Annotated in this window: 22 protein-coding genes and 1 riboswitch; of the genes, 12 read left to right on the forward strand and 10 right to left on the reverse strand. The window is 67.4% G+C overall.

Annotation, left to right across the window (positions count from 1 at the left end; translation table 11 throughout):
• The first annotated feature begins 3 nt into the window (after positions 1-3).
• The 3 genes from CLG96_RS12540 to CLG96_RS12550 all read left to right on the forward strand — a co-directional run bounded on the left by CLG96_RS12540 (position 4) and on the right by CLG96_RS12550 (position 2511).
• Entirely contained in the window at positions 4-1125 is a 1122-nt protein-coding gene (locus CLG96_RS12540; RefSeq protein WP_243395763.1) for an NAD(P)/FAD-dependent oxidoreductase, read from the forward strand.
• Positions 1126-1230: 105 nt separating this feature from the next.
• Entirely contained in the window at positions 1231-1617 is a 387-nt protein-coding gene (locus tag CLG96_RS12545) for a glycine zipper 2TM domain-containing protein (RefSeq protein ID WP_107968317.1), read from the forward strand.
• Positions 1618-1722: 105 nt separating this feature from the next.
• Positions 1723-2511: an SDR family NAD(P)-dependent oxidoreductase gene (locus CLG96_RS12550; RefSeq protein ID WP_107968740.1), complete on the forward strand. Its 789-nt coding sequence runs from the start codon at positions 1723-1725 to the stop codon at positions 2509-2511.
• Between the two features lie 21 nt (positions 2512-2532).
• On the opposite strand, the gene rnhA is transcribed toward CLG96_RS12550, so the two are convergent.
• From rnhA to ispH, 3 genes are all read right to left on the reverse strand, one after another.
• Positions 2533-2997 (reverse strand): ribonuclease HI, encoded by a 465-nt coding sequence (rnhA, locus tag CLG96_RS12555; protein ID WP_107968318.1) that lies wholly within the window; start codon positions 2995-2997, stop codon positions 2533-2535.
• Entirely contained in the window at positions 2994-3953 is a 960-nt protein-coding gene (thrB, locus tag CLG96_RS12560; RefSeq protein ID WP_107968319.1) for a homoserine kinase, read from the reverse strand. The genes rnhA and thrB overlap by 4 nt, the downstream gene beginning before the upstream one ends.
• A gap of 115 nt (positions 3954-4068) precedes the next feature.
• Complete coding sequence (ispH, locus tag CLG96_RS12565; RefSeq protein ID WP_107968742.1) at positions 4069-5025, reverse strand: 4-hydroxy-3-methylbut-2-enyl diphosphate reductase; 957 nt, start codon at positions 5023-5025, stop codon at positions 4069-4071.
• A gap of 111 nt (positions 5026-5136) precedes the next feature.
• Between ispH and CLG96_RS12570 the strand changes: the two genes are divergently transcribed.
• The 6 genes from CLG96_RS12570 (at position 5137) to CLG96_RS12595 (ending at position 11420) form a co-directional block, all read left to right on the forward strand.
• Positions 5137-5796 (forward strand): hypothetical protein, encoded by a 660-nt coding sequence (locus CLG96_RS12570; protein WP_107968320.1) that lies wholly within the window; start codon positions 5137-5139, stop codon positions 5794-5796.
• Positions 5797-5917: 121 nt separating this feature from the next.
• A riboswitch (glycine riboswitch) is annotated at positions 5918-6008 on the forward strand.
• Between the two features lie 191 nt (positions 6009-6199).
• The gene (gcvT, locus tag CLG96_RS12575) at positions 6200-7312 is read left to right on the forward strand and encodes a glycine cleavage system aminomethyltransferase GcvT (RefSeq protein WP_107968321.1); all 1113 of its coding nucleotides are present in this window, start codon (positions 6200-6202) and stop codon (positions 7310-7312) included.
• Positions 7309-7680, forward strand: coding sequence for a glycine cleavage system protein GcvH (gene gcvH / locus CLG96_RS12580; protein ID WP_107968322.1), 372 nt, complete (start codon positions 7309-7311; stop codon positions 7678-7680). Before gcvT ends, gcvH begins: the two co-directional genes overlap by 4 nt.
• A gap of 39 nt (positions 7681-7719) precedes the next feature.
• Complete coding sequence (gcvPA, locus tag CLG96_RS12585) at positions 7720-9087, forward strand: aminomethyl-transferring glycine dehydrogenase subunit GcvPA (RefSeq protein WP_107968323.1); 1368 nt, start codon at positions 7720-7722, stop codon at positions 9085-9087.
• Positions 9084-10655 (forward strand): aminomethyl-transferring glycine dehydrogenase subunit GcvPB, encoded by a 1572-nt coding sequence (gene gcvPB / locus CLG96_RS12590; RefSeq protein WP_107968324.1) that lies wholly within the window; start codon positions 9084-9086, stop codon positions 10653-10655. The genes gcvPA and gcvPB overlap by 4 nt, the downstream gene beginning before the upstream one ends.
• A 51-nt stretch (positions 10656-10706) precedes the next feature.
• Positions 10707-11420, forward strand: a complete 714-nt coding sequence (locus CLG96_RS12595; RefSeq protein ID WP_107968325.1) for an SIMPL domain-containing protein — start codon at positions 10707-10709, stop codon at positions 11418-11420.
• Here CLG96_RS12595 and CLG96_RS12600 read toward each other — a convergent pair.
• Genes CLG96_RS12600 through CLG96_RS12615 form a run of 4 tightly spaced genes read right to left on the reverse strand, consistent with a single transcriptional unit; the run spans position 11392 to position 16305 of the window.
• On the reverse strand, positions 11392-12750 hold the full coding sequence (locus CLG96_RS12600) for a hypothetical protein (RefSeq protein ID WP_107968326.1): 1359 nt from the start codon (positions 12748-12750) through the stop codon (positions 11392-11394). The two genes, CLG96_RS12595 and CLG96_RS12600, sit on opposite strands and share 29 nt — an antisense overlap.
• Positions 12747-13544, reverse strand: a complete 798-nt coding sequence (locus CLG96_RS12605; protein ID WP_107968327.1) for a WecB/TagA/CpsF family glycosyltransferase — start codon at positions 13542-13544, stop codon at positions 12747-12749. The genes CLG96_RS12600 and CLG96_RS12605 overlap by 4 nt, the downstream gene beginning before the upstream one ends.
• Entirely contained in the window at positions 13544-14269 is a 726-nt protein-coding gene (locus tag CLG96_RS12610) for a polysaccharide biosynthesis/export family protein (protein ID WP_107968328.1), read from the reverse strand. The genes CLG96_RS12605 and CLG96_RS12610 overlap by 1 nt, the downstream gene beginning before the upstream one ends.
• Complete coding sequence (locus CLG96_RS12615) at positions 14260-16305, reverse strand: GumC family protein (protein ID WP_165799638.1); 2046 nt, start codon at positions 16303-16305, stop codon at positions 14260-14262. The genes CLG96_RS12610 and CLG96_RS12615 overlap by 10 nt, the downstream gene beginning before the upstream one ends.
• Before the next feature lie 234 nt (positions 16306-16539).
• Here CLG96_RS12615 and CLG96_RS12620 point away from each other — a divergent pair, with 234 nt between their 5' ends.
• Both CLG96_RS12620 and CLG96_RS12625 read left to right on the forward strand, forming a co-directional pair.
• Positions 16540-17898, forward strand: coding sequence for a lipopolysaccharide biosynthesis protein (locus CLG96_RS12620; RefSeq protein ID WP_165799639.1), 1359 nt, complete (start codon positions 16540-16542; stop codon positions 17896-17898).
• 60 nt (positions 17899-17958) lie between these two features.
• Positions 17959-18861 carry an FkbM family methyltransferase gene (locus CLG96_RS12625; RefSeq protein ID WP_207796684.1) on the forward strand — a complete coding sequence of 301 codons (903 nt, stop codon included), beginning with the start codon at positions 17959-17961 and terminating at the stop codon, positions 18859-18861.
• Here CLG96_RS12625 and CLG96_RS12630 read toward each other — a convergent pair.
• The 3 genes from CLG96_RS12630 to CLG96_RS12640 all read right to left on the reverse strand — a co-directional run bounded on the left by CLG96_RS12630 (position 18818) and on the right by CLG96_RS12640 (position 22051).
• Entirely contained in the window at positions 18818-20095 is a 1278-nt protein-coding gene (locus CLG96_RS12630) for an MFS transporter (RefSeq protein WP_107968330.1), read from the reverse strand. The genes CLG96_RS12625 and CLG96_RS12630 overlap by 44 nt on opposite strands.
• A gap of 68 nt (positions 20096-20163) precedes the next feature.
• On the reverse strand, positions 20164-21438 hold the full coding sequence (locus CLG96_RS12635) for an MFS transporter (protein ID WP_107968331.1): 1275 nt from the start codon (positions 21436-21438) through the stop codon (positions 20164-20166).
• Between the two features lie 22 nt (positions 21439-21460).
• Positions 21461-22051, reverse strand: a complete 591-nt coding sequence (locus CLG96_RS12640) for a TetR/AcrR family transcriptional regulator (protein ID WP_107968748.1) — start codon at positions 22049-22051, stop codon at positions 21461-21463.
• 153 nt (positions 22052-22204) lie between these two features.
• Here CLG96_RS12640 and CLG96_RS12645 point away from each other — a divergent pair, with 153 nt between their 5' ends.
• Positions 22205-22639, forward strand: a complete 435-nt coding sequence (locus CLG96_RS12645) for a hypothetical protein (protein ID WP_133175398.1) — start codon at positions 22205-22207, stop codon at positions 22637-22639.
• The last annotated feature ends 27 nt before the right edge of the window (positions 22640-22666 follow it).

A 22666-nucleotide genomic window follows, 5' to 3' on the forward strand; every position in this document is an offset into this window, starting at 1 on the left:
CCGATGAGTCTGCCCCCTGAAGCCGCTGCGCCGATGCGCGCCGATATCGCGATCGTGGGCGCCGGCATGGCGGGCGCGAGCCTCGCCGCCGAGATAGGCGGGGCCGCGCGCGTGCTGCTGATCGAGGCGGAGGCGCGGCCAGGCTATCACAGCACGGGGCGTTCGGCGGCCTTCTGGTCCGAAACCTATGGCGGCCCCGCCGTCCAGCCGCTGACAAGCGCGTCGGGGCCGTGGCTCACGGAGCGTGGATTCCTTCATGCCCGGGGCGCGCTGCATGTGGCGCAGGACGAGGCAGGGCAGGCGGCGCTCGATGCGATGGCGCAGGAATTTGCCGGTCGGGTGAGGCTCGATCCGGTCGACCGGGCCGGGCTGGAAGCGCTGGTGCCCGGATTGCGCGCCGGCTGGGATGTCGGCCTTGCCGAGCCGACTTGCCGGGATATCGACGTGGCCGGGCTCCACGCCTTCTATCTGGCGGCCGCGCGGCGATCGGGCACTGTGCTGATGTGCGATGCCGAGGTGATGGCGATCGGGCGGGCAGGGGCCGGCTGGCGGATCGAGACGCGCGCGGGCGCGGTGGAGGCATCGCTGGTCGTGAACGCGGCGGGCGCCTGGGCGAGCCCGGTGGCGAAGCTGGCCGGCGCGAGCGGGATCGCGATCGCGCCGCACCGCCGCACCATCGTTCAGCTCGCGGTCGATCCGCTTGCGGATCCGGCGATGCCGCTGGTGATGGATGCGGCCGGCCGATTTTATTTCAAGCCCGAGGCCGGGGGGCGGCTATGGCTGTCGCCGCATGACGAGACGCCGGTGCCGCCGCAGGATGTGGCGTCCGAGGAGCTGGACGTGGCGCTGGCGATCGATCGGCTCGAGCAGGTCGTCGATTGGCATGTCATGAGGCGGGAGCGGGCCTGGGCGGGGCTGCGCAGCTTCGCGCCGGATCGCGCGCCCGTCTATGGTTTCGACGGAAAGGTGCCCGGCTTCTTCTGGTTCGCGGGGCAGGGCGGCTTCGGCATCCAGACCGCGCCCGCCGCCGCGATGCTGGGCGCGGCGCTGCTGCTGGGCCGTGCGGCTCCGGAGATGGTCCGCACCATCGATTCGGAGCGGTACAGCCCGGCGCGTTTCGGATGATTTCAATTTCTGAACAAAGGTTAACAGCGCCGTTCAGCCAGCCGACAATGCGAATCACTCATAAGCTCCCCATCGACGCCAAGTCTCGGTGAAGGGAGTATCGAAATGCTTGCCAAGTTCCTGACGACCGCCGCCCTTTCGCTTGCCGCAATTGCCGCCAGCGCGCCCGCCGCGGCGCATGACCGGAGCTATGCCTCGCATCGTTATTATGGCGATCGAGATTATTATAGCGATCGGGGCGATTATGGCTATCAGCGCTCCGCCTATCGCCATGACGATCGCTATTATAATCGCGGCCGCGGCTATTATCGCGGCGAGCGGCGCTGCCGCGACAAGGGCAATGGTGGCCTCGCCATCGGCGGCATCGCGGGCGGCCTCCTTGGCCATCAGGTCGCGGGCCGGGGCGACAGGACCTTGGGTGCGGTGATCGGCGCGGGCGTCGGCGCGCTGGCCGGCCAGGCGATCGACAAGTCGGATGGCCGCCCCTGCTAAATCGATCATCCTGAATCGATGGGAAAAGGGGTTCCTTCGGGAGCCCCTTTTTCGTGCGTCCGCTTCGGGCCGAGCGCGCCATTGTATCTCATCATCCGGGCCGGCATGTTCCTTCCCATCAATCAGGGAGGAGCTGAAACGGATCTTGGTGGTAAGGCCGTTCTCATCACCGGCGCGAGCAGCGGCATCGGCGCCGCTGCGGCGCGCGCCTTCGCGCGGAAGGGCGCGCGTGTCGCGATCCATTATAATAGCAGCGAAGCCTCGGCGCGCGCCCTGCAGGAGGAGATTGCGGGTGAAGGCGGCAGCGCCATCCTGCTCTCCGCCGATCTGGGCGTGACGGGCGAGGGGGCCAGGCTGGTGGAGGCCGCCGCAGCCGCGCTGGACGGGCTGGACGTGCTCGTCAACAATGCCGGCTCGCTATGCGAGCGTCGCCTGTTCGGCGCCTGGGACGATGCGCTTTACGATCGGGTGATGGCGCTCAACGTGAAATCGGTGATAGAGGCCGCACAGGCGGCTGCGCCCTTTCTGGAGCGGAGCGGTGCCGGCGCGATCGTCAATCTCGGCTCGATCGCCGGCAATGACGGCGGCGGGCCGGGATCGGGCCTCTATGCCTGCGCCAAGGCCTATATTCACAATCTCACGCGCCATCTGGCGCGCGATCTTGCCGCCAGGAATATCAGGGTGAATGCGATCGCGCCCGGCGTGATCGGCACGCCCTTCCACGCCGCGACGCCGCCGGAGCGGATGGAGGCGATGAAGAAGATGGTCCATCTCGGCCGGATCGGCACGCCGGAGGATTGCGCGGGCGCGATCCTCTTCCTCTCGTCTCCCTCGATGAGCGGCTATATCACCGGCCAGATATTGCATGTGAATGGCGGGCAGATGATGCCCTGACGGAGTATCGGGCGGTGCTGGTCAGTGTCCGGCGACCGGGCGCCGCCCCACCTCCATCGCGGCCGCGCTTGCGAGGCGATCGGCGCGTTCATTGTCGGGATGGCCGGCATGGCCCTTCACCCACACCCAGTTGATGCGGTGCGGGGCCGCCGCGGCGAGCAGCGCCTGCCACAGATCGGCATTCTTGACCGGCTGGCGCGCGGCCGTCCGCCAGCCATTTTTCTGCCAGCCGTGAATCCATTTGGTGAGGCCATCCATCACATATTTGCTGTCGGTGGACAGCGTCACGCGGCAGGGGCGCTTGAGTGCCTCGAGCGCGCGGATCGCGGCGGTCAGCTCCATGCGGTTGTTGGTGGTGGCGGGCTCGCCCCCCGAAAGCTCCTTCTCGGCCGTGCCGGCGCGGATTATCGCGCCCCAGCCGCCGGGGCCGGGATTGCCCTTGCACGCGCCGTCGGTCGCGATCTCGACATGGGTGAGCTCGTTCACAGGCCGAGTTCCTGCGAAGTGGCCCCGGCATAGAAATCGAGGCGGCGGAGAAAGGCGAGCGGGTCCTTGCGCGTCACCAGCGCGTCCGCCGGCGTGTTGAGCCAGTCCCAGGCACGGGTGAGCAGGAAGCGCAGCGCAGCGCCACGCGCAAGCAGCGGGAAGGCGGCGCGCTCCTCCTCCGACAGGCCGAAGCTCTCGTCATAGCCTCCGATCAGCGCGGCGGCGCGATCCGGGTGGAAGCCCGTCCCGTCATTTTCGAAGCACCAGGCGGCATGCGTCACCGCCACGTCCCAGGCGCGTATCTCGGTGCAGGCGAAGTAGAAGTCGATGATGCCGGTCACGTCGTCGCCCAGCATCAGCACATTGTCCGGAAAGAGATCCGCATGGATGACCGAGCGGGGCAGATGATGCGGCCATTCAGCTTCGAGCAGCGCCAGCTCTTCCGCGACGCGTGCGCTGAGGCCCGGCAATATCGCGTCGAGATCGCCGCCGCAGCGCGCCGCGAGATCGCGCCAACCCTCCGGGCCGAGGCTGTTCGGCCGTTCCTGCGTGAAGCTGCCGAGCGCGGCATGCATCCGGCCGAGCGCGACGCCGGCGGCGTGCGCCTGGGCTGCGGTCGGATGGCTGACGGAAACGCCCGTCAGAAATTCGATCAGGCAGGCGGGCCGGTCCGCGACGCTGGTGATCTGGACGCCGGCGCGATCCTTCAGCGCGCGGGGCACGGGCAGGCCGGCATCCGCCAGATGATCGAGCAGCGCCATGAAGAAGGGCAGATCGGCCGCATCGACCCGCTTTTCGTAGAGCGTCAGGATGAAGCGGTCGCGCGTCGTATCGACCAGATAATTGCTGTTCTCGACACCTTCGGCGATGCCCTTGGCCGAGACGAGCTCGCCCGCGTCATAGCGCGCGAGGAGCGCTCCCATCTCCTCGGCGGAAACCTGCGTATAAACGGCCAAAATCAGTCCCTTGCCCGTGATGCCGAACCCGTTCCGGCATCGACCGATCCCGCGCGGCCATGGCCCGCGGCGTCGTGGCCCCTGAAACAAGTTCAGGGCGGCGATACAAGAGGATTTATGCCGCTTCGAGGCTGCGGGGCAGCTTGAAGACCATATTCTCAGCGGTGTGCTCTACCTCGCGCTCGTCGATGGTGAAGCGGGTGGCGAGGAGATCGACCACCTCGCGGACGAGAATTTCGGGCGCCGAGGCGCCCGCCGTGATGCCGAGCGTCGTAACCCCCTCCAGCCAGGCGAAGTCGATCTCCCCGGCGCGCTGGATGAGCTGTGCCTTGATCCCGCTCCGTTCGGCCACCTCGGCCAGCCGCAGCGAATTGGACGAATTGGGCGCGCCGATCACCAGCATCGCGTCGCAGGCCTGGGCGATCGCCTTGACCGCTGCCTGGCGATTGGACGTGGCGTAGCAGATATCCTCCCCGCGCGGTGCTGCCATCGAGGGGAAGCGCCGCCTGAGCACCGCCACCGTCTCGGCCGTATCGTCCACCGACAGCGTGGTCTGCGTCAGGAAGGCGAGATTTTCGGGATCGGCCGGTTGGACCGCCTCGGCATCGGCGGCCGTCTCGATCAGCGTCATGCCGCCTTCGGGAACCTGGCCGAACGTGCCCACCACCTCCGGATGGCCCTTGTGGCCGATGAACAATATGTGCCGCCCGGCCTCCACCAGCCGCTCGGCCTGGCGATGGACCTTGGAGACGAGCGGGCAGGTGGCGTCGAGATAGTTCAGCCCACGCGCCTCGGCCTTGGCCGGCACCGCCTTGGGCACGCCATGGGCGGAAAAGACCACCGGCACGCCATCGGGCACCTCGTCCAGTTCCTCGACGAAGATCGCGCCCTTGGCCTTCAGATTGTCCACCACGAAGCGGTTATGGACGATCTCGTGGCGCACATAGACGGGCGCGCCATATTTTTGGAGCGTGAGCTCGACGATGCGGATCGCGCGGTCCACGCCCGCGCAAAAGCCGCGCGGTGCCGCGATCAGCAGGGTGAGCGGCGGCAGAATGTCTGTCTCGGCCATGGCGCCCATCTACGCGATTGCTTGCCTGCGCGGAAGGCGCTTCCTATGATCCCGTGCATCACCGGAGCATCTTCCCGCTCCGTCCCAATATCCGAGCCAGCAGCCGAGGACATGTCCGTGCAGAGCCTGAAGAGCGTTTCCGTAAAGTCCCTGGCCTGCCTGTTGGCACTGCCGCTCACCGCCTGCGCCACCGACAATCAGTTCGACGAGACGGGCGGCGTTCGCGTCACCCGTTCGGCCTGTCCGGCGGTGGCGATCCCGGCCTATACGGGCGACGTCACGCTCTTTTCCATTCCCCAGAGCCGCGATGCGCGCGCGCTGGACGTGTCGGCGACGATCACCAATCTGCGCTCCACCTGCACCGAGACGGGCGATCAACTCGTCGCCAATGCGACCTTCGAGATACAGGCGCGCCGCGCGAGCGCGAGCGGCGCGCGCGAGGTGATCCTGCCCTATTTCGCGACGGTGATGCGTGGCGGCACGCGGATCATGTCGAAGCAGATCGGCCGCGTGGCGCTGCGTTTCGAGGATGGGCAGCTTCGCGCATCGACCGGCGCCACGGCGACCGCCAGCATCTCGCGCGCGGCTGCGACGATCCCGCCGGAGGTCGAGGCGAAGATCAACCGTAAGCGCAAGCCGACCGACCCCGATGCCTCGATCGATCCGATGGCCGATCCCACCGTGCGCGCGGCCGTGCAGGAGGCGAGCTTCGAACTGCTTGTCGGCTTCCAGCTCACCAACGATCAGCTCGCCTATAATGCGACGCGCTGAGCCTGTGGGCCGGCCTGCCCGGCCGACTATTTGCCGTCTCGCGCGGCGCTGATTTCCAAGGGCGATTGACTCCGTAGGGCGGCCGGGCCAAGGCGGTCATGTCGCCGGCGGGCAACCGCCGGATGATCGCGAGGGAGAGCGCCGGCCCAAAGCCGGCCGCCGAAGGAGCAACCGCCCCGGAATCTCTCAGGCAAAAGGACCGCGCGATCATATCCGACGCTCTGGAAAGCGGGCACGGCGGCAACGTCGTCGCTCCACCGAAGGGGTAAGCGGGCGGGCCGCATGGCCGCTCTCCCGCGAAAGCTCTCAGGTTCCGTGACAGAGGGGGTGACGGATCATCATCGGGGCTCGGCCCCCGGCATGATTTCGTCCTCACCACCCGAAGACTGTCAAGGAGGCCGGCTTGAGCGACGAGGATTTCCAGGAGCCGGAGGTGCTGCTGCCGCTCGATGCATGGCATCGCGCGCATGGCGCCCGAATGGTGCCCTTCGCGGGCTACAGCATGCCGATCCAATATGAAGGCATCATCGCCGAACATCTCTGGACGCGCGAATCCGCCGGGCTGTTCGACGTCAGCCATATGGGCCAGCTGCTGGTGTCCGGCGAAGGCGCGGACGCGGCGCTCGAGGCGCTGCTGCCGGGCGACATCAAGGGCCTGCGCGAAGGGCGGATGCGCTATTCGCTGCTGCTATCGGATGAAGGCGGCATTCTCGACGACCTGATGGTGACGCGCCGTGCGGACGACTTCTATCTCGTCGTCAACGGTGCCACCAAGATCGACGACATCGCCCATATCCATGAGCATCTGCCCGAGGAACTGACGCTCAACCATATGGACGAGCAGGCGCTGCTGGCGCTTCAGGGGCCGAAGGCGGTGGATGCGCTCGCGCGACTCGTGCCGGGCGTGGAGGCGCTGAGCTTCATGACCGCCGGCGCCTTCGCCATCGCGGGCGTGCCCGCCTGGATCAGCCGCTCGGGCTATACGGGCGAGGACGGTTTCGAGATTTCCATTCCCGCCGAGGCGGCCGAGCAGGTCGCCACGCTGCTGGCGGACCAGCCCGAGGTGAAGCCGATCGGCCTCGGCGCACGCGATTCGCTCAGGCTCGAGGCCGGGTTGCCGCTCTACGGCCATGATCTCGATCCAGAGACGACGCCGATCTCCGCCGATCTGGGCTTCGCCATCTCCAAGCGGCGGCGCGAGGAGGGAGGCTTCCCCGGTGCCCAGCGCATCCTCGCCGAGCGCGCGGCGGGATCCGCATTCAAGCGCGTCGGGCTCATCATCGAGGGGCGCCAGCCGGTGCGCGAGGGCGCGGTGGTGCAGCCGGACGGCAAGATCACCAGCGGCGGCTTTTCGCCCAGCCTTCAGAAGCCGATCGCCATGGCCTATGTCCCCGCCGTCTCGGCGGTTCCGGGCAGCACGATCGCGATCGAGCAGCGCGGCAAGATCTTCACGGGCACGGTGACGCCGATGCCCTTCCTCCCCCACCGTTATCATCGCCAGGGAAGCAGCAAATGAGCCTCTATTTCACCAAGGATCATGAGTGGATTTCGGTCGAGGGCACGTCCGCGACCGTCGGCATCACCGATTATGCCCAGTCGCAGCTTGGCGACGTCGTGTTCGTCGAGGTGCCGGCCGCCGGCACGGCGGTGGAGAAGGGCAAGGAAGCCGCGGTGGTCGAATCGGTGAAGGCCGCGTCCGACGTCTATGCGCCGGTTTCGGGCGAGGTGATCGAGGGCAATGCCGCGCTCGAGGCCGATCCGGCGCTGGTCAACACCGCGCCCGAGGGCGAAGGCTGGTTCTTCAAGCTGACCCTGTCCAATCCGTCCGAGTTGGACGGGCTGATGGACGCGGACGCCTACAAGACGTTCGTCGACGGGCTGTAACGGCCGCTCCATCGCCCCGCCATTCAGGAATATCTGCTGATGCGCTATCTTCCCCTCACCGATGCCGATCGCCGCGAGATGCTGGGCGTGATCGGCGCGGAGACGATCGACGATCTCTTTGCCGACGTGCCTGAGGCGGCGCGGCTTTCCGGGCCGATAGAAGGGCTTCCGAACCATGCTTCGGAAATCGCGGTGGAGCGGCAATTGCGCGCGCTTGCCGGGCGCAATCTGGTGGCGGGCGAGGGGCCCTTCTTCCTGGGGGCGGGCGCCTATCGCCATCATGTGCCGGCGAGCGTCGATCATCTGATCCAGCGCGGCGAATTCCTGACCAGCTATACTCCCTATCAGCCGGAAATCGCGCAGGGCACGCTGCAGGCGCTGTTCGAATTCCAGACGCAGGTGGCGCGCCTCTATGGCTGCGATGTGGCCAATGCCTCCATGTATGACGGATCGACCGCCGCCTGGGAGGCGATCGTCATGGCCAGGCGGATCACGCGGCGCGGCAAGGCGCTGCTCTCGGCGGGGCTCCATCCCCATTATGTGTCGGTCGCCACGACGATGGCGAAGTTCACCGGCGACGTGCTGGAAACCTCCATTCCCGACCTGACAGACGGCGCGCCGGGCAATGATCTGGACAGGCTGATCGCCGCGATCGATGGCGATACGAGCTGCGTGGTCGTGCAGAATCCGAACATTCTCGGCCATGTCGCGGACCTGTCCGAGCTTGCCGCGCGGGCGCATGAGAAGGGCGCGCTGCTGATCGCTGTCGTCACCGAGCCGGTGGCGCTCGGCGCGATCCGCTCGCCCGGCGAGATGGGCGCGGACATTGTCGTGGGCGAGGGCCAGTCGCTCGGCGTCGGCCTCCAGTTCGGCGGGCCCTATGTCGGCCTGTTCGCGACGCGCGACAAATATGTGCGGCAGATGCCGGGCCGCCTGTGCGGCGAGACGGTCGACGCCAGCGGGCAGCGCGGCTTCGTGCTGACGCTTTCGACGCGCGAGCAGCATATCCGGCGCGAGAAGGCGACGAGCAATATCTGCACCAACTCAGGGCTTTGCGCGCTAGCCTTCAGCATCCATCTGAGCCTGTTGGGCGAAAAGGGGCTGCGCGATCTGGCGGCGCTCAACCATGCCAAGGCGGTCGCCGCGGCCGAGCGGCTGGTGCGGGTGCCGGGCGTGGAGCTGGTCAACGGCACCTTCTTTAACGAATTCACATTGCGTCTCAGCAAGGAAGCGCGGCCGATCGTGCGTGCGCTGGCAGAGGACGGCATTCTCGGCGGCGTGTCGCTCGGCCGCCTCTATCCAGGCGTCGCGGCGCTGGCCAATGGCCTTGTCGTGGCCGTTACCGAGACGGTCGAGGCGGACGATGTCGACGAACTTGCCGAAGCGCTCGAGGAGGCACTGGCATGAGCATGAACAGCGAAGGCCGGGTGACGCGGCCGGAAACCGCGGCTCCGGCGAATGTCGATAGCTTCACCGGCAATAAGGGGCTGATGCTCGAAGAGGCGCTGATCTTCGAGATCGGCGCGTCCGACCGCACCGGCGTCGATCTGCCGGAAGCGCCCAAGATAGCCTCGCGCCTCGGCGGGCTGGAGCGCGAGGCGCCGATCAGCCTTCCCGGCCTGTCCGAGCCGGAGGTGGTGCGCCATTATACGCGTCTCAGCAGGCAGAATTATGCCATTGATCTCGGGCTGTTTCCGCTCGGATCCTGCACGATGAAGCATAATCCGCGCCTCAACGAGAAGATGGCGCGGCTACCGGGCTTTGCGGACATTCATCCGCTCCAGCCGCAGGAGACGGTGCAGGGCGCCTATGCGCTGATCCACCTCGTCGGCGAATGGCTGGTGAGGCTGACCGGCATGGCGGCGGTGGCGATGAGCCCCAAGGCGGGCGCGCATGGCGAGCTGTGTGGCCTGCTCGCGATCCGGTCGGCGCTCGAGGCGCGGGGCGATGCGCGCAAGGTGATCCTTGTTCCCGAAAGCGCGCATGGGACCAATCCGGCGACCGCGGCCTTTTGCGGCTATGCGGTGGAGAATATCCCGGCGACCGCCGAAGGCCGCGTCGATCTGGAAGCGCTGAAGGCGCGGCTGGGGCCGGACGTGGCGGGCGTGATGATCACCAACCCGAACACCTGCGGCCTGTTCGAACGCGACATGAGCGCGATTTCGGACGCGGTGCATGCGGCGGGCGGCTTCGTCTATTGCGACGGCGCCAATTTCAACGCGATCGTCGGTCGCGTCCGCCCGGGCGATCTCGGCATCGATGCGATGCACATCAACCTGCACAAGACCTTCTCCACCCCGCATGGCGGCGGCGGGCCGGGTTCCGGCCCGGTGGTCTTTTCCGAGGCGCTGGCGCCCTTCGCCCCGCTGCCCTTCGTCGAGAAGGATGGCGATCATTATCATCTCGTCGAGGAGGAGACGGCGGGCGAGCATCATGCCGACAGCTTCGGCCGGATGGTCGCCTTTCATGGCCAGATGGGCATGTTCACCCGTGCCGCCGCCTATATGCTCAGCCATGGCGCGGATGGGCTCAGGCAGGTTTCAGGCGATGCAGTGCTCAACGCCAATTATGTGCTGCGCAGCCTCGAGGATGTGCTCGATGCGCCCTTCGGCGCGAGCGGGCCGTGCATGCACGAGGCGCTGTTCTCGGACGAGGGGCTGGCGCAGGGCTTTACCACGCTGGACGTCGCCAAGGGCCTGATCGACGAGGGCTTCCATCCGATGACCATGTATTTCCCGCTGGTCGTCCATGGCGCGATGCTCGTCGAGCCGACCGAGACGGAGAGCAAGGCCGCGCTCGACCAGTTCATCGGCGCGCTGCGTTCGGTGGCGGAGCGGGCGAAGGCGGGCGATCCCGCGCTCAAAGCCGCGCCGGTCCATGCGCCGCGCCGCCGGCTCGACGAGACGGCGGCAGCGCGCAAGCCCGTGCTCGTCTGGAAGGAGCCGGCAAGCGGCGGTTCAGCCGCGGCGGCATAGCTTTCCCGTCGCCCCGGCCAAATCCGGGGACGACAGAAGACGGGAGAGGTTATGGCCGATATTCGCAACGATCGCACGACCGCGATCATCGCCGCGCTGATCCTTGCGATCGGGCTGATCGTCGGCGGCTATCTCTTGGGCAATGGGCTTGTCCGGGCGCGCCATGCGGATCGATCGGTGACGATGCGAGGCCTGGCCGAACGCAACGTCACCGCCGATCTGGCGACATGGACGCTCGCTTATTCGGCGACGGGCACGGACCTCACCGGCCTTCAGGCGCAGATCGATCGGAACACGGCGACGATCCTTGCGCTGCTCCGGGCCAATGGCTTTGCCGACAACGAGATCCAGGTCGCTGGCGTCAACGTCAACCAATATACCAATAATCAGGGCCAGCTCATCACCACCATTCGCCAGCGGCTCCAGTTGCGGACGACCAAGGTGATGCAGGCGCGGCGCGCCTTTGCCCAGCAGGCGCGGCTCGTCCGCCAGGGCGTGGCGCTCGAGGATGGATCGGGCATGGTCTACAGCTTCACCAAGCTCAACGACATCAAGCCCGCGATGATCGCGGCGGCGACCAAGGATGCACGCGCCGGCGCCGAGCAGTTCGCCAAGGATTCGGGCGCTTCGGTGGGTGCGATCAAGCAGGCGACGCAGGGCTATTTCTCGGTCGGCGCGCGCTATGGGGAAAATGCCGGATCGGGCAATGACAGCCCGTTCCAGAAGGTGCGCGTCGTCACCACGATCGATTTCTATCTGAACTGAACCGGATGCGTGTGGGGAGCGAGGGGGATGGCATCTCCTCCGCATGGCGCCGGCGCAGATAATGTGCGAGCGCCATGCAGAACATTAGCTCGCCCGGGGCGAAGACGACGGGCGTGACGGGCGAGCTGATCAGGAAATAGAGAATATAGTCGAACAGCGCCGCTGCGAACGGCCCGCCGACCTTCGCCGCCGCCCAAGCGAGCCTGAGCCCCGATAGCAGCAGCGCGAGCAGGATTGCGGCGCCGATCGCGCCATATTCGAAGATCACGCCCAGCCAGCCGATATCCGCGAGGAAGAAGAGGCGCGCGCCGACGATATCGGCGAGGCTGGTGTCCCCGATCCGCGTCGCGCTGCCCGCGCCGATCAGCCAGCGCAGCGGACGATCGTCGAGAAAAGCGATGGCGGCCTCGATCTCCGCCTGCCGCGTCGTGAGCGAGCCGCCGAGCTGGCGCGCGACATTGTCCGACCGGAGATAGAAGGAGAGCGGTATCGCCGCCAGCGCACCCATTGCGCCGAGCCCGACGAGCGCGGCTGTGCGCCAGCGCCCGGCGCTCAGCGCCGCGCCGATGAGGATCACGAGCGCCGCGCCCAAAATCGGCATGCGCTGCTTGTAGAGCGTGACCATCACCAGGAAGAAGAAGGCGACGAGCAGCAGCTTCCAGGCCTGCGGTCGTTCCCAGCAGGATCGGGCGGTGAAGAAGAGGGTGAGCATGCCGAAGAACATCGGTACATAGAGGCGCAGGCCTCGATCCTCGTCCCACAGGAAGAGCTTCGTCTCGGCGATGCCGCGATGATAATATTGCTCGGGTATCACCGCCCAGAGGAGGGGGAAGGCAGCGAAACTGATGGCGCCGAGCCATAAAATGCCCCGGCGGAGCGTCGCCGGGTCCGGGCGGAAGCAGGCGAGCAGCCCCGCCATGGCGAAGCCCGTGCCGAGCGCCCAGACCTTGGCGGTGGAGGCGATCGCGCCGACGATCGTGTTGCCCAGCATGACGACACCGACGAAGGGCGTGATCGCCATCGTCCAGAAGAGCGTAATGAGCAGCAGCGGGCGATAGGGCAGGTCGACCCGCATCACCGCCCATGCCGCGACGGGCAGCATCAGCAGCGGCCATGCCTTGGTCAGCAGATAGAGCGGGGGAAAGTCGTTCACATATTGGAAGCTCTGCCCGAACATCATCAGGATGAGGAGCATGAGCGGGAATTGCCAGCCGCGCCCCGCGCCGGGCGCGGCCTGCGTCCGCTCGCGCGGGGCGGGGACCGGCCGACCGATGATGCGCCCGCGCACGGGGGCGATCACCATGCCGTGGCGCGCCGGCGGATGGATCATGCTGCCAATTTTCCGCGATGCGCCCGATCCTGGTCCGCCATCATGCGGGCCCTGGCGGCGATGGCGAGGATCGGCACGGATTCGATGAACACGCGCCGCGCATGGCCGATCGGGTTGCGGCCGAGGCGGTACAGCCATTCCAGATTGGCGCGGCGGAAGGCGCGCGGTGCGCGCGGCACGAGGCCGGTGAGGAAATTGAGCGAGCTGCCGATGCACAGCCCCACGCCGGCCGCGTCGCCGCGCCGATGCACTTCGAGCGCCACCATCTCGGATTGGGGGGCGCCCACCGCGAAGAAGATATAGCGGGCCGGATTGGCAAGGACGAACGCCACGCAGCGTTCGACCTCGGCAGGATCGTGGATGAAGCCCATCGGCGGATCGTGGCGCGCGATATGGCGCATGCCGAAGCGGTCGCGCAGGCGGCGTTCCATCTCCGCGCTGCCGCCGATGATCGTCAGCCGATCCTCGGGCGAGATCGGCCCGGCGAACAGCGCGGCGGTAAGGTCGCTGCCGGGGGCGAGTGCCAGCGCGTCATGGAACAGGCGGCGCGAGAGGAGATTCAGGATCGCGCTGTCGTTGAGCCGCAGCCAGGCGGAGCGCTGAGGTGCTGCGAAGCGCATATCCCCGTGCCAGGCGGCGACGGCATGCTGCGCATTGGGCGTCACCACATAGGCGAAGGGGGCGCCGGGATCGCGGCCGACGATCCGCCTTACCGCCGCATCGATCGTGAGCGGCGTGAATTCGACCCCGAGGAACCAGCGGCGGTCCGGACGATCGGCGGGCGGAGGCCGCATCACTGGCCGAGATTGCCGACGGTACGGCCGATATTATAGTTGAACGAGCGGGTGAAGGGCAGCAGCCGGTTGATATTCTCCTCGATCCAGAGGTTCACCTCCGCGATGCGGCTGCGCGGCACGAAGATGATGTCGCCGGGGGCGAGCGCGATGCTGTCCGCCTGATCGCCGGTGGAGATGAAGCGGCGCAGGTCCACCGTGCGCAGCATCGCGCGCTCGCCGGGGCGGGGGCGGATCACCACCACCTGATTCATCCGGCTTTCCGCCTGAAAGCCGCCGGCCTGGACGACCATTTCCAGGGTCGAGGCGCGTGACGGAAGGGGATAGACGCCCGGCGTCCGCACCGCGCCGCCGACGATCACGCGTGCCGAACGCGCCTCGACCACGCTCGCGGTGACGATCGGATTGCGCAGCATGCGGCGCGATGCCTGTTCGATCAGCGCCTGCAATTCGGGGATGCTGTGATTTTGCGCCGGCACGCGGCCCGCCGCGCGCAGGCCGATATAGCCGTCCGGCCCGATTACGGCTTCCTCGGCCATTTCGGGGGTAAGGAGATAATCGACCTTGATCCTGTCGCCTGCGCCCAGCCGATAGACGGGGGGAAGGTCGCTCCAGGGCGCGAAGCCAGCCGGCTCGCTCTCGCGCGGGCGGATCGACTGGGTGGTCGAGCAGGCCGCCAGCAGCAGCATCAGCGCCGGGAGCAGGGCCCCACGCGTCACAACCATCGATAGATCCTTCCCGGAATATGATATTTCCGCCCGGTGTAGACGAAGCCGAGCAGGTCGCCGCCTGCCGCCAATATCGTGTCGCGAAGCTGCTGTATGGCGGGCGCGCGCGTGCGTTCCGCGCGGACGATCAGGAGATTGGCGTCGGCCAGCCGATAATTGCGGCGCGTGAGATATTGGCCCCGGTCGTCATCATCGCCGATGATGACGATACGATCGAACACGGCGCGGGCATGATCCATGAAGCTACGCAGATCGGCCAGCCCGATGCGGCTGTCGCGTAGCGCGGCCTGACCGCCTTCGACGATCATCCACAGAAGCTCGATCTCGCTTTCCGCCAGCGGCACGTCCGTCCCGCCGAGCGGGATATGCCCGGTCGCGCGTTCCTCGCTCAGGGGCTGGCGCAGATGGCCTTCCCGGCTGAGATCGAGCAGCAGCGTCCCCTGCCTGTGGTGGCCGGCCATGCAGCGGGCGATGGCGAGCGCGAGGCCGGAGCGCTCGTCGGGATCGGTGCCGGCGATGCGCACGATCTTGAGCGGCCGATCGTCGATCATCCCGTCCATCAGATAGGAGGTGAGCGGCTGCACCGCCGCGCGGCCCGCTTCCTTGCGGAAATTGGATTGATCCCTGGGCACGTCCGCCAGCGCGGGCAGGCGGAGCGCGCGTTCCGCCTCGCGCGGCGTGATGAACACCTGGCGGATCAGCGTGGCGACGCCGCTGGCGATGACCGCGCCGACGATGCCGAGCAGGATTCCGGCGATGAGGAAGGTGATCGCCTGGCTGCTCGGGCGGGTGGGGGCGGTCGCGGGCTGGACGATACGGACGCTGCTGCTGCTGTCGTCTACCGTATCGTTCTGGAGCTTGGTGCCGGCCTGGCTCAGCGAGAGCTGGCGATAGATATTCTCTATCACGTCGCGGGTGCGCTGAAGATCGCGCAGCTCCTGATCGGCGGTGCGAAGCTGGCCGGCCTTGCCCCCGGCCTCGCGCATCTGCCGATCGAGATCGGCGAGCTGGCGGAGCAGCGCCTGGCGTTCCATGCGCAGCGCGGCCATGCGCCCACGGAGCTGATCGACGATGGGATTGCGCACGAAGCGTTCGCTCATGGAACGCGCCTCGCCATTGGCGGTGAGCTGCTCCTCGGCGGCCGCAATGCGCCTGTCCAGCTCGCGCAGGCCCGGCCATTCGGGCGTATATTGTTCCAGCAGATGCTGCCGATCGAGCTTGAGGCGCAAGAGCGTGTTGCGCGCCTCGTCATTCGCCCGCGCATTGGTCGATTCCCGGCTGTCGAGCACCTGCGCGGGCGTGCGCGAAAGCTCGCCGGCAGCGGCCGCCAGCTCGGCCTCGACCGCGCTCAGCCGCTCGCGCGACTGGCTGGCGCGCAGGCCGAGCCCGTCGAGGCGATTGCTCGCCAGCTCGATATCCTGCCTGATGTCCAGCACGTCCGCATGGGCGCGGACATCCTGGATCTGCGTTTCGATCGAGCGCAGATCGTCGGCATAGCGCCGGATTTCGCGTTCCTGCGCCTGGCCGGCCTTGTTGAGATAGGCGCCCGAGCGCTGGTCGCCATAGACCTGGACGAGCATGGCGACCGCGCGGATCGCGGTTGCCCGGTCGCGATTCTCATAGGCGATGCGGATGATGTTGGTATCGGGCTGAACCGTGACGTGCAGCTTCCTGCGGAACTCCTCCACCGCGCGGACCGTGCGGCGGCCGCTCTCCTCGCCTGTCGCGGGCACGATGCCGAGCCGCTCGATCGTGGCGCGGAGCACGGGCTCGCTCTGGAGGATGCGGATGTCCGATTCCAATATGCGCTTCACCGCATCGGCGGAGGGGGCCTCGCCGGGGGCTGCGATGCTCTGGGGCGCCATGCCCGCATCGGTGCGGATCAGCAGCAGGCTTTCGGCGGTGAAGTAGCTGGGGCTGAGGACCGCGCCGAGCAATCCCACGAACAGGCCGAAGAGCAGGCAGGTGGCGATGATCCAGCGATTGTAGAAGGCCTGGACGAGGATATCGCGCAGCGACAGCGCGCCGTTCATGGCGCGTCCGGATGTCGCCTCTGCCGTTTGTCCTCCGCCGAATTCCACGATCTGCGATACCCCCGGACGGGAACTCCGTTCGATTGCCCCATGACGGGCGATGCGCCTCCTATTCCATGGCGTGGTAAACAAATCATTCCTGCGCAATCCGCGTGGCGGGCCCGAAACAAGGCTGGTCATCGCGATCGAATGATGATGATAAGGGGCCTTTCCCGCCGCCCCGGCGGCTCCCGCATGGATGCGCAGTTGCTGGCGAAGATCATCACCGCCCTGTCGGAGCGAGGCTTGGGGATCATCCTGTCGCTTGCCACGCGGGCATTGGAGGCGGTGAGCAAGTTCGGCCTCTATGCGCTTGCGGCGCGGCTGTTGGGGGGTGATGCGTCCGGCCGTTTCTTCCTGTGCCTGAGCATCGTTCATTTCACGGCCACATTCGCGCGTATGGGGCTGGAAAAGCCGCTGACCCGCCATGTCGCGGCGGAGCTCGCCGTGGGACAAAGCGTCGCCGCCCGGCGCAAGGCGATTATGGGGACGGCAGCCATATTGGGCGCGAGCCTGCTGGTGGCGCTGCTTCTGTCGCTGGCGGCCGGGCCGATCGCGCATCTGCTGTTCCGCCACCCGGAGCTCGAACGCGCGCTGCGTCTCGCCGCGCTGATCGTCCCGCTCAACAATCTGGCCTTTGCCTGCGCCTATCTGCTGATCGGGCTCGATCGCGGGGCGATGGCGCAGCTTGTGATGAATGCGCTGGTGCCGGTGCTGTCGCTCGGCGCGCTGATGCTGGGCGCGGACGATCTCGACCGGCTGCTGCTCGCTTATGGCGGCGCCTTCGCGCTGAGCTGCCTGCTGGGCATTGCCCTGATCGCGCGGGAATGGCGCCGCATGACGGACGGCGAGCCGGCGCCCGACATGGCGCCCGAGCCGCTGCCGAGCCTGTGGGCGAGCGCGCGGCCGCTGTTCATCGTCGAGCTGGGGCAGGCGGGGTTGCTGTCGCTGCCCATCCTTGTCCTCGGCCGGTTCGCGGCGCCGCTGGAGGTGAGCGAATTCAGCATCGCCAACCGGCTCTCGATGCTCGTTTCCACCGTCGTGCTCAGCATCGGCGCGATCGTGGCGCCGGCCTATGCGCGCCATTATCGGCGCGGCGAATTCGCGCGGTTGCGTAAGGTGGACAGGCAGATACGGTCGATATCAATGGCGGTCTGCCTGCCGATGATCGCGGCGATGCTGCTCGGCGCCTATCCCCTGCTGCAACTGCTCGGCAGCGCGTCGGACATGTCGGTGCGCGTGCTGTGGATCCTCGCCTTCGGCCAATTGCTCTTCTGCCTGCTGCCCTGCCAGGATGTGCTGCTGGCGATGACCGGCCATGGCGATGTGCTGCGCCGGCTGATGCTGGTGCAGCTTGCGGTCTGCATAAGCCTGTGCCTCGCGCTGATCCCGGCTTTCGGGGCGCTTGGCGGGGCGGTAGCCAGCATGGCGGCCTGGGCGATCACCGCGATCGGCAGCGCGCTCGCCGTCCGGCGGCTCCTGCCCGAAATGCGGCGGCGGCAGGAGGCAGCGGGCGAGGCGGTGACGGCGGCATCTTTCCCTTCGGCATTGTGAACTGATTAACCTTGCTTGCTTAGGGAGGAGGCAAGGCACGGTCAGTCGAAGGGATCATCCATGTTCATGCGTCGCATCTCCAAGCTGCTCGCGGAGCCCGCTTTCCGTGCCGATCCGGTAGCCGTGATCGGCCGTGCGGTGGCGCTGACCGGCATGGTGGCGCTGGGCCGGGAGCCGATATTCCCGCTGACGAAAGGCGGCGAGAGACTGCGCGTGCCGGCCGATCTGCGCTACACGACCGTTTCGGCCTATCTGCTGCGCGATCGGGTGGAGCCCGATCTGCATGAGCTGCACCGGCTGCTGGGGCCAGGCGACATCTTCCTCGACGTGGGTGCCAATATTGGCCTCTATACGGTCAAGGCCGCGCGCCTGGTCGGTTCGACGGGAAAGGTGATCGCGCTGGAGCCGGGGCATGAGGCCTATCTGCGGCTGCAGCGCAATGTGGAGCTTAACGGGTTCGGCCATGTGACGATGCTGCGCGAGGCGGCATCCGATACGGATGGCGAGGCGCTGCTCCATCATGTGCCGCTGGGCGACGATCCGCAGGCCTTTTCGCTGATCGCCAATGCACGGGCCGAAGCGGGCGAGCGCGTGAAGACGCGGCGGCTGGACAGGCTGGTCGAGGATCTGGGCCTCACCCGGCTCGATCTCGTCAAGATCGACGTGGAGGGCGCCGAGCCGATGGTGCTCCGCGGCGGGCTCGAAAGCCTTGCGCGGCTGAAGCCAGCGGTGCTGTTCGAATGCAACGCCTATCTGAACGCCGGGGGCGAGGGTGGTTCGGCCGAAACCTCCTGGGCGCTGCTGGAAGGGATCGGCTATCGCTTCTTCCGGCTGATCGACGGCGATTTCCGGCCGATCGACGTAGCGCCCGGCGATTTCTGCAATATCCTCGCCGTTCATCCGGAAGCCGCGAGCCGGATCAGTGCCGGATGCGGCCGAGCGGAAGCATCGCCAGGAAGCTGATCAGCGCCGCGGCGGCGAGATAGAGGCCGACGGGCAGCAGGCCGCCTTTCTGGGACAGCGCCTGGGCGATCATCGGCGAGAGCGCGCCCCCCAATATGCCGCCGACGTTGAACGCCATCGATGCGCCCGTATAGCGCACCCGCGCCGGAAAGAGGCTGGGCAGCCAGGCGCCGAGCGGGCCATAGACGAAACCCATCAGCAGCAGCGCCAGGCTGAGGAACAGGCCGGTCAGCGCGATCGAGCCGCCGCCCATCAGCGGCGCCATCAGCAGGCCGAGCGGGATCGTGCCGAGGCAGCCCGCCATCAGCACGCGGCGCGCGTCGAAACGATCGCCGAGATAGCCGGCCCAGACGATGCCGCCTGCCATGAACAATATGGCGAAGAGCTGGAGCGCGAGGAACTGCGCGCGCGGAACGCCGAGCACCGTGGTGCCATAGCCCAGCGCGAAGGCGGTCGAGAGATAGAAGAGGGCGAAGCAGGCGACGACCGCGAACGTGCCGCCGATCGTCGGCCACAGATGGAAGCGGAATAGCTCGGCGAGCGGCACGCGCGGCGGCGGCGCTTCGGCGAGCGCGGCGGCGAAGTCGGGCGTCTCGCTGAGCTTCAGCCGGACCCACAGGCCGAGACCGACCAGGAGAATGCTGGCGAGGAAGGGCAGGCGCCAGCCCCAGGCCTGGAACTGATCGGGCGTGAGGATGAGCCCGAGCAGTAGGAACAGGCCATTGGCGGCGATGAAGCCGACGGGCGCGCCGAGCTGCGGGAACATGCCGTAGCGCGCGCGCCAGCCGGGCGGGGCGTTCTCGACCGCGAGGAGGGCAGCACCGCCCCATTCGCCGCCGAGCCCGAAGCCCTGGCCGCAGCGCAGCAGGCAGAGCAGCAGCGGGGCGACCCAGCCCGCCGTCTGATAGGTCGGCAGGAAGGCGATCAGCATCGTCGATCCGCCCATGATGAGCAGCGAGGCGACGAGCGTCGACTTGCGGCCGATGCGGTCGCCATAATGGCCGAAGATGATCGAGCCGAGCGGACGCGCGACGAAGGCGAGGCCGAGGCTGGCATAGGCGGCGAGGAGCTGTGCCGAGGACGAGGAGGCCGGGAAGAAGAGCGGGCCGAAGACGAGCGAGGCGGCGGTGGCGTAGATATAGAAGTCGTAAAATTCGACCGCCGTGCCGACCAGGCTGGCCAGCAGGATCCGGCGGGGCGATGCCGCCGCCGTTAGAGATGCTCGTTCAGACATGTGACGCCCCCGGGAATCGAGCGGCGGGGCATGGCGTTCCTGCAGGGCGGGGTCAAGTCCGGGCGGGGTCAAGCCTGGGCGGGATCGAGCCTGCGCCCGGGGGCGATGGCGAGAGCCGCGAAGCCGGCGCCGACGCCGATCAGGCCGGCGAGGACGAACGCGCCCATATAGCTGCCGCTCGCCTCGCGCAGCCAGCCCGCGCCGAAGGCGGCGACGGCGGCGCCGAGCTGATGGCCGGTGAGTACCCAGCCGAAGACGATCGGCGCCTCGCGATCGCCGAAGGCATCGGTGGCAAGACGCAGCGTGGGCGGTACGGTGGCGATCCAGTCCAGCCCGTAGAATATGGCGAAGATCGACAGGCTGATGATGTCGAAGCCGCTGAAGGGCAGTGCCACCAGCGACAGGCCGCGCAGGCCATAATAGACGAACAGCAGCTTGCGCGGATCATAGCGATCGGTGAGCCAGCCGGACGCGGTGGTGCCGATCAGATCGAACAGGCCCATCAGCGCCAGTAGCCCGGCCGCCTGGACCGCGGCCAAGCCATTGTCGCCACAGTAGGAAATGAGATGCGTGCCGACCAGCCCGTTGGTGGTGAGGCCGCAGATGAAGAAGGTGCCGAACAGCAGCCAGAAGACGGGCGTGCGCGCCGCGCGGACGAGGGTGCCCAAGGCCAGCCGGACGGCATCCGCCGGACGGCCGGCGGGGACGGCGGGCTTCGCCTCGATCGCGCCATAGGGGAGAAGGCCGATGTCCGAGGGGCGTTCGGGCAGGAGCAGCGCCACGATCGGCACGAGCAGCGCCGAGACGAGCGCGACGGCGATCACGACGGGCCGCCATCCGCCCTCGCTGAGCTTGGCGAGAACGGGCAGGAAGAGGAGCGAGCCCGTCGCCGTGCTGGCGCCCAGCATGCCCATGACGAGCCCGCGATGGGACTCGAACCAGCGATTGACGATTGCGGCGCCGAGCACCATCGCCACCGCGCCGCTGCCCAGGCCCGAGAGCAAGCCCCAACTGAGGAGATAATGCCAGGGCTCGGTCATGAAGAGGCTGAGCGCGGTGGAAGCGGCCATCAGCGACAGACCAAGGAGCAGCGTGCGGCGGATGCCGAGCGTCTGCATCAGCGCGGCAGCGAAGGGGCCGACCAGGCCATATAGGAAGATGCCGATCGCGGCCGCCGCCGACAGGGTCGCCCGATCCCAGCCAAGGCTCGACTGGAGCGGTGTCATCAGCACGCTGGGCGCCGAGCGCAGGCCGGCGGCGGCGAGCAGCGAGAGGAAGGTGACGCCGGCTACGACCCAGGCATAATTGCGGCCAAAAGGCCGCGCCCCGGCGATCTTCACCATCTTATTCCCCTTTTTGTGTCGTTCAGCTTGCCATGTCACCCGTGGTGAAGGCTTCGATCAGCGCATCGGCCCCCTTCACGATCGCCTGGGCGGGGCCCTGGCTGCCGAAGACATGATGGCTGCTCTGCGCGCCTTCGATCAGCAGCAGGATATTGTCCGCGAGCGCATCCGGATCCCGCGTCGGCAATTGCCGGGCGAGCATGCTGAGCTGATCGCGCGAGCGGGTCTTGGAGGCTTCCATCACGCAGCGGCCGGGATGGCCGGGCTCGGGAAATTCGACGGCGGCATTGGAAAGCGCGCAGCCGCGATAATCGGGCTGGGCGATCTTTTCCGCAAAGAAGGCGACATAGGCGCGCAGCTTTTCGCGCGGATCATCGCCTACCGCCGCCACGCGGGCATCGAGCGCGGCATGCGCCTCCTCGACATATTTGTTGAGACAGGCGGTGACGAGATCGTCCTTGGACGCGAAGCTGCGATACAGGCTGGGCTTGGTGACGCCCGCCTGGGCCACGATCTCGTCCACGCCGACCGCGCGGATTCCCCGTTGGTAAAAAAGACCCTGCGCCGTCTCAAAAACACGCTGCGCCGCCGTTTTCTTGTCGCTGCAACCCATGTTTTTCCCGCTGCCGCACTTCGCTTTCCGCGCCTTCGTATCGTGCATCTTCTCCATTGTCCTCGTTTCCTGCTTGACAGGATGTAACAGAACGGTACGTAGCGCACAAGCGAGACGTACCAGTCTGTTACATTTTTATGCGAGTCGAGGTGAATGATGGCTTACAGATCCTTTGGAGGCAATTTGGAGGATGGGCTGTTCGGCGTCGCTGACCTCGATCCGGTCGGCGCCCGGCCGGCGCGCCGTCGCATCTTCGTCGATACGATCGACACCATCTTCTCCGCGCTGGAGCGCAAGGTGATCCATCTGGCGGGCCGCGCGCCGCTGGTGCGGGGAGCGGCCCCGTTGGGGCGGCTGGGCCGGCTGGTGGCGACGCTGTTCGGGATGGAGCCCGAAACGCCGCTCGCCGATCCGCGCCTGGAAGGGCTGCGCCGCTTCGCCTCGCTCGCACGCCACCGGCCGCGCGCCATATCGGCCGAGGAGGTCGAGACCTTTCTCGGCCATGGCTTCACCATCAATCAGCTGCGCGTGCTGCGCAGTCATTTCGCCGATGGCGGCATCGAGCGCGGCCTGCCCGGCATCGCCTGAACCTCGCCGTATCGCAACAGGGACAAG

Source organism: Sphingomonas oleivorans, assembly GCF_003050615.1.
Taxonomy (GTDB): Bacteria; Pseudomonadota; Alphaproteobacteria; order Sphingomonadales; family Sphingomonadaceae; genus Sphingomonas_H; species Sphingomonas_H oleivorans.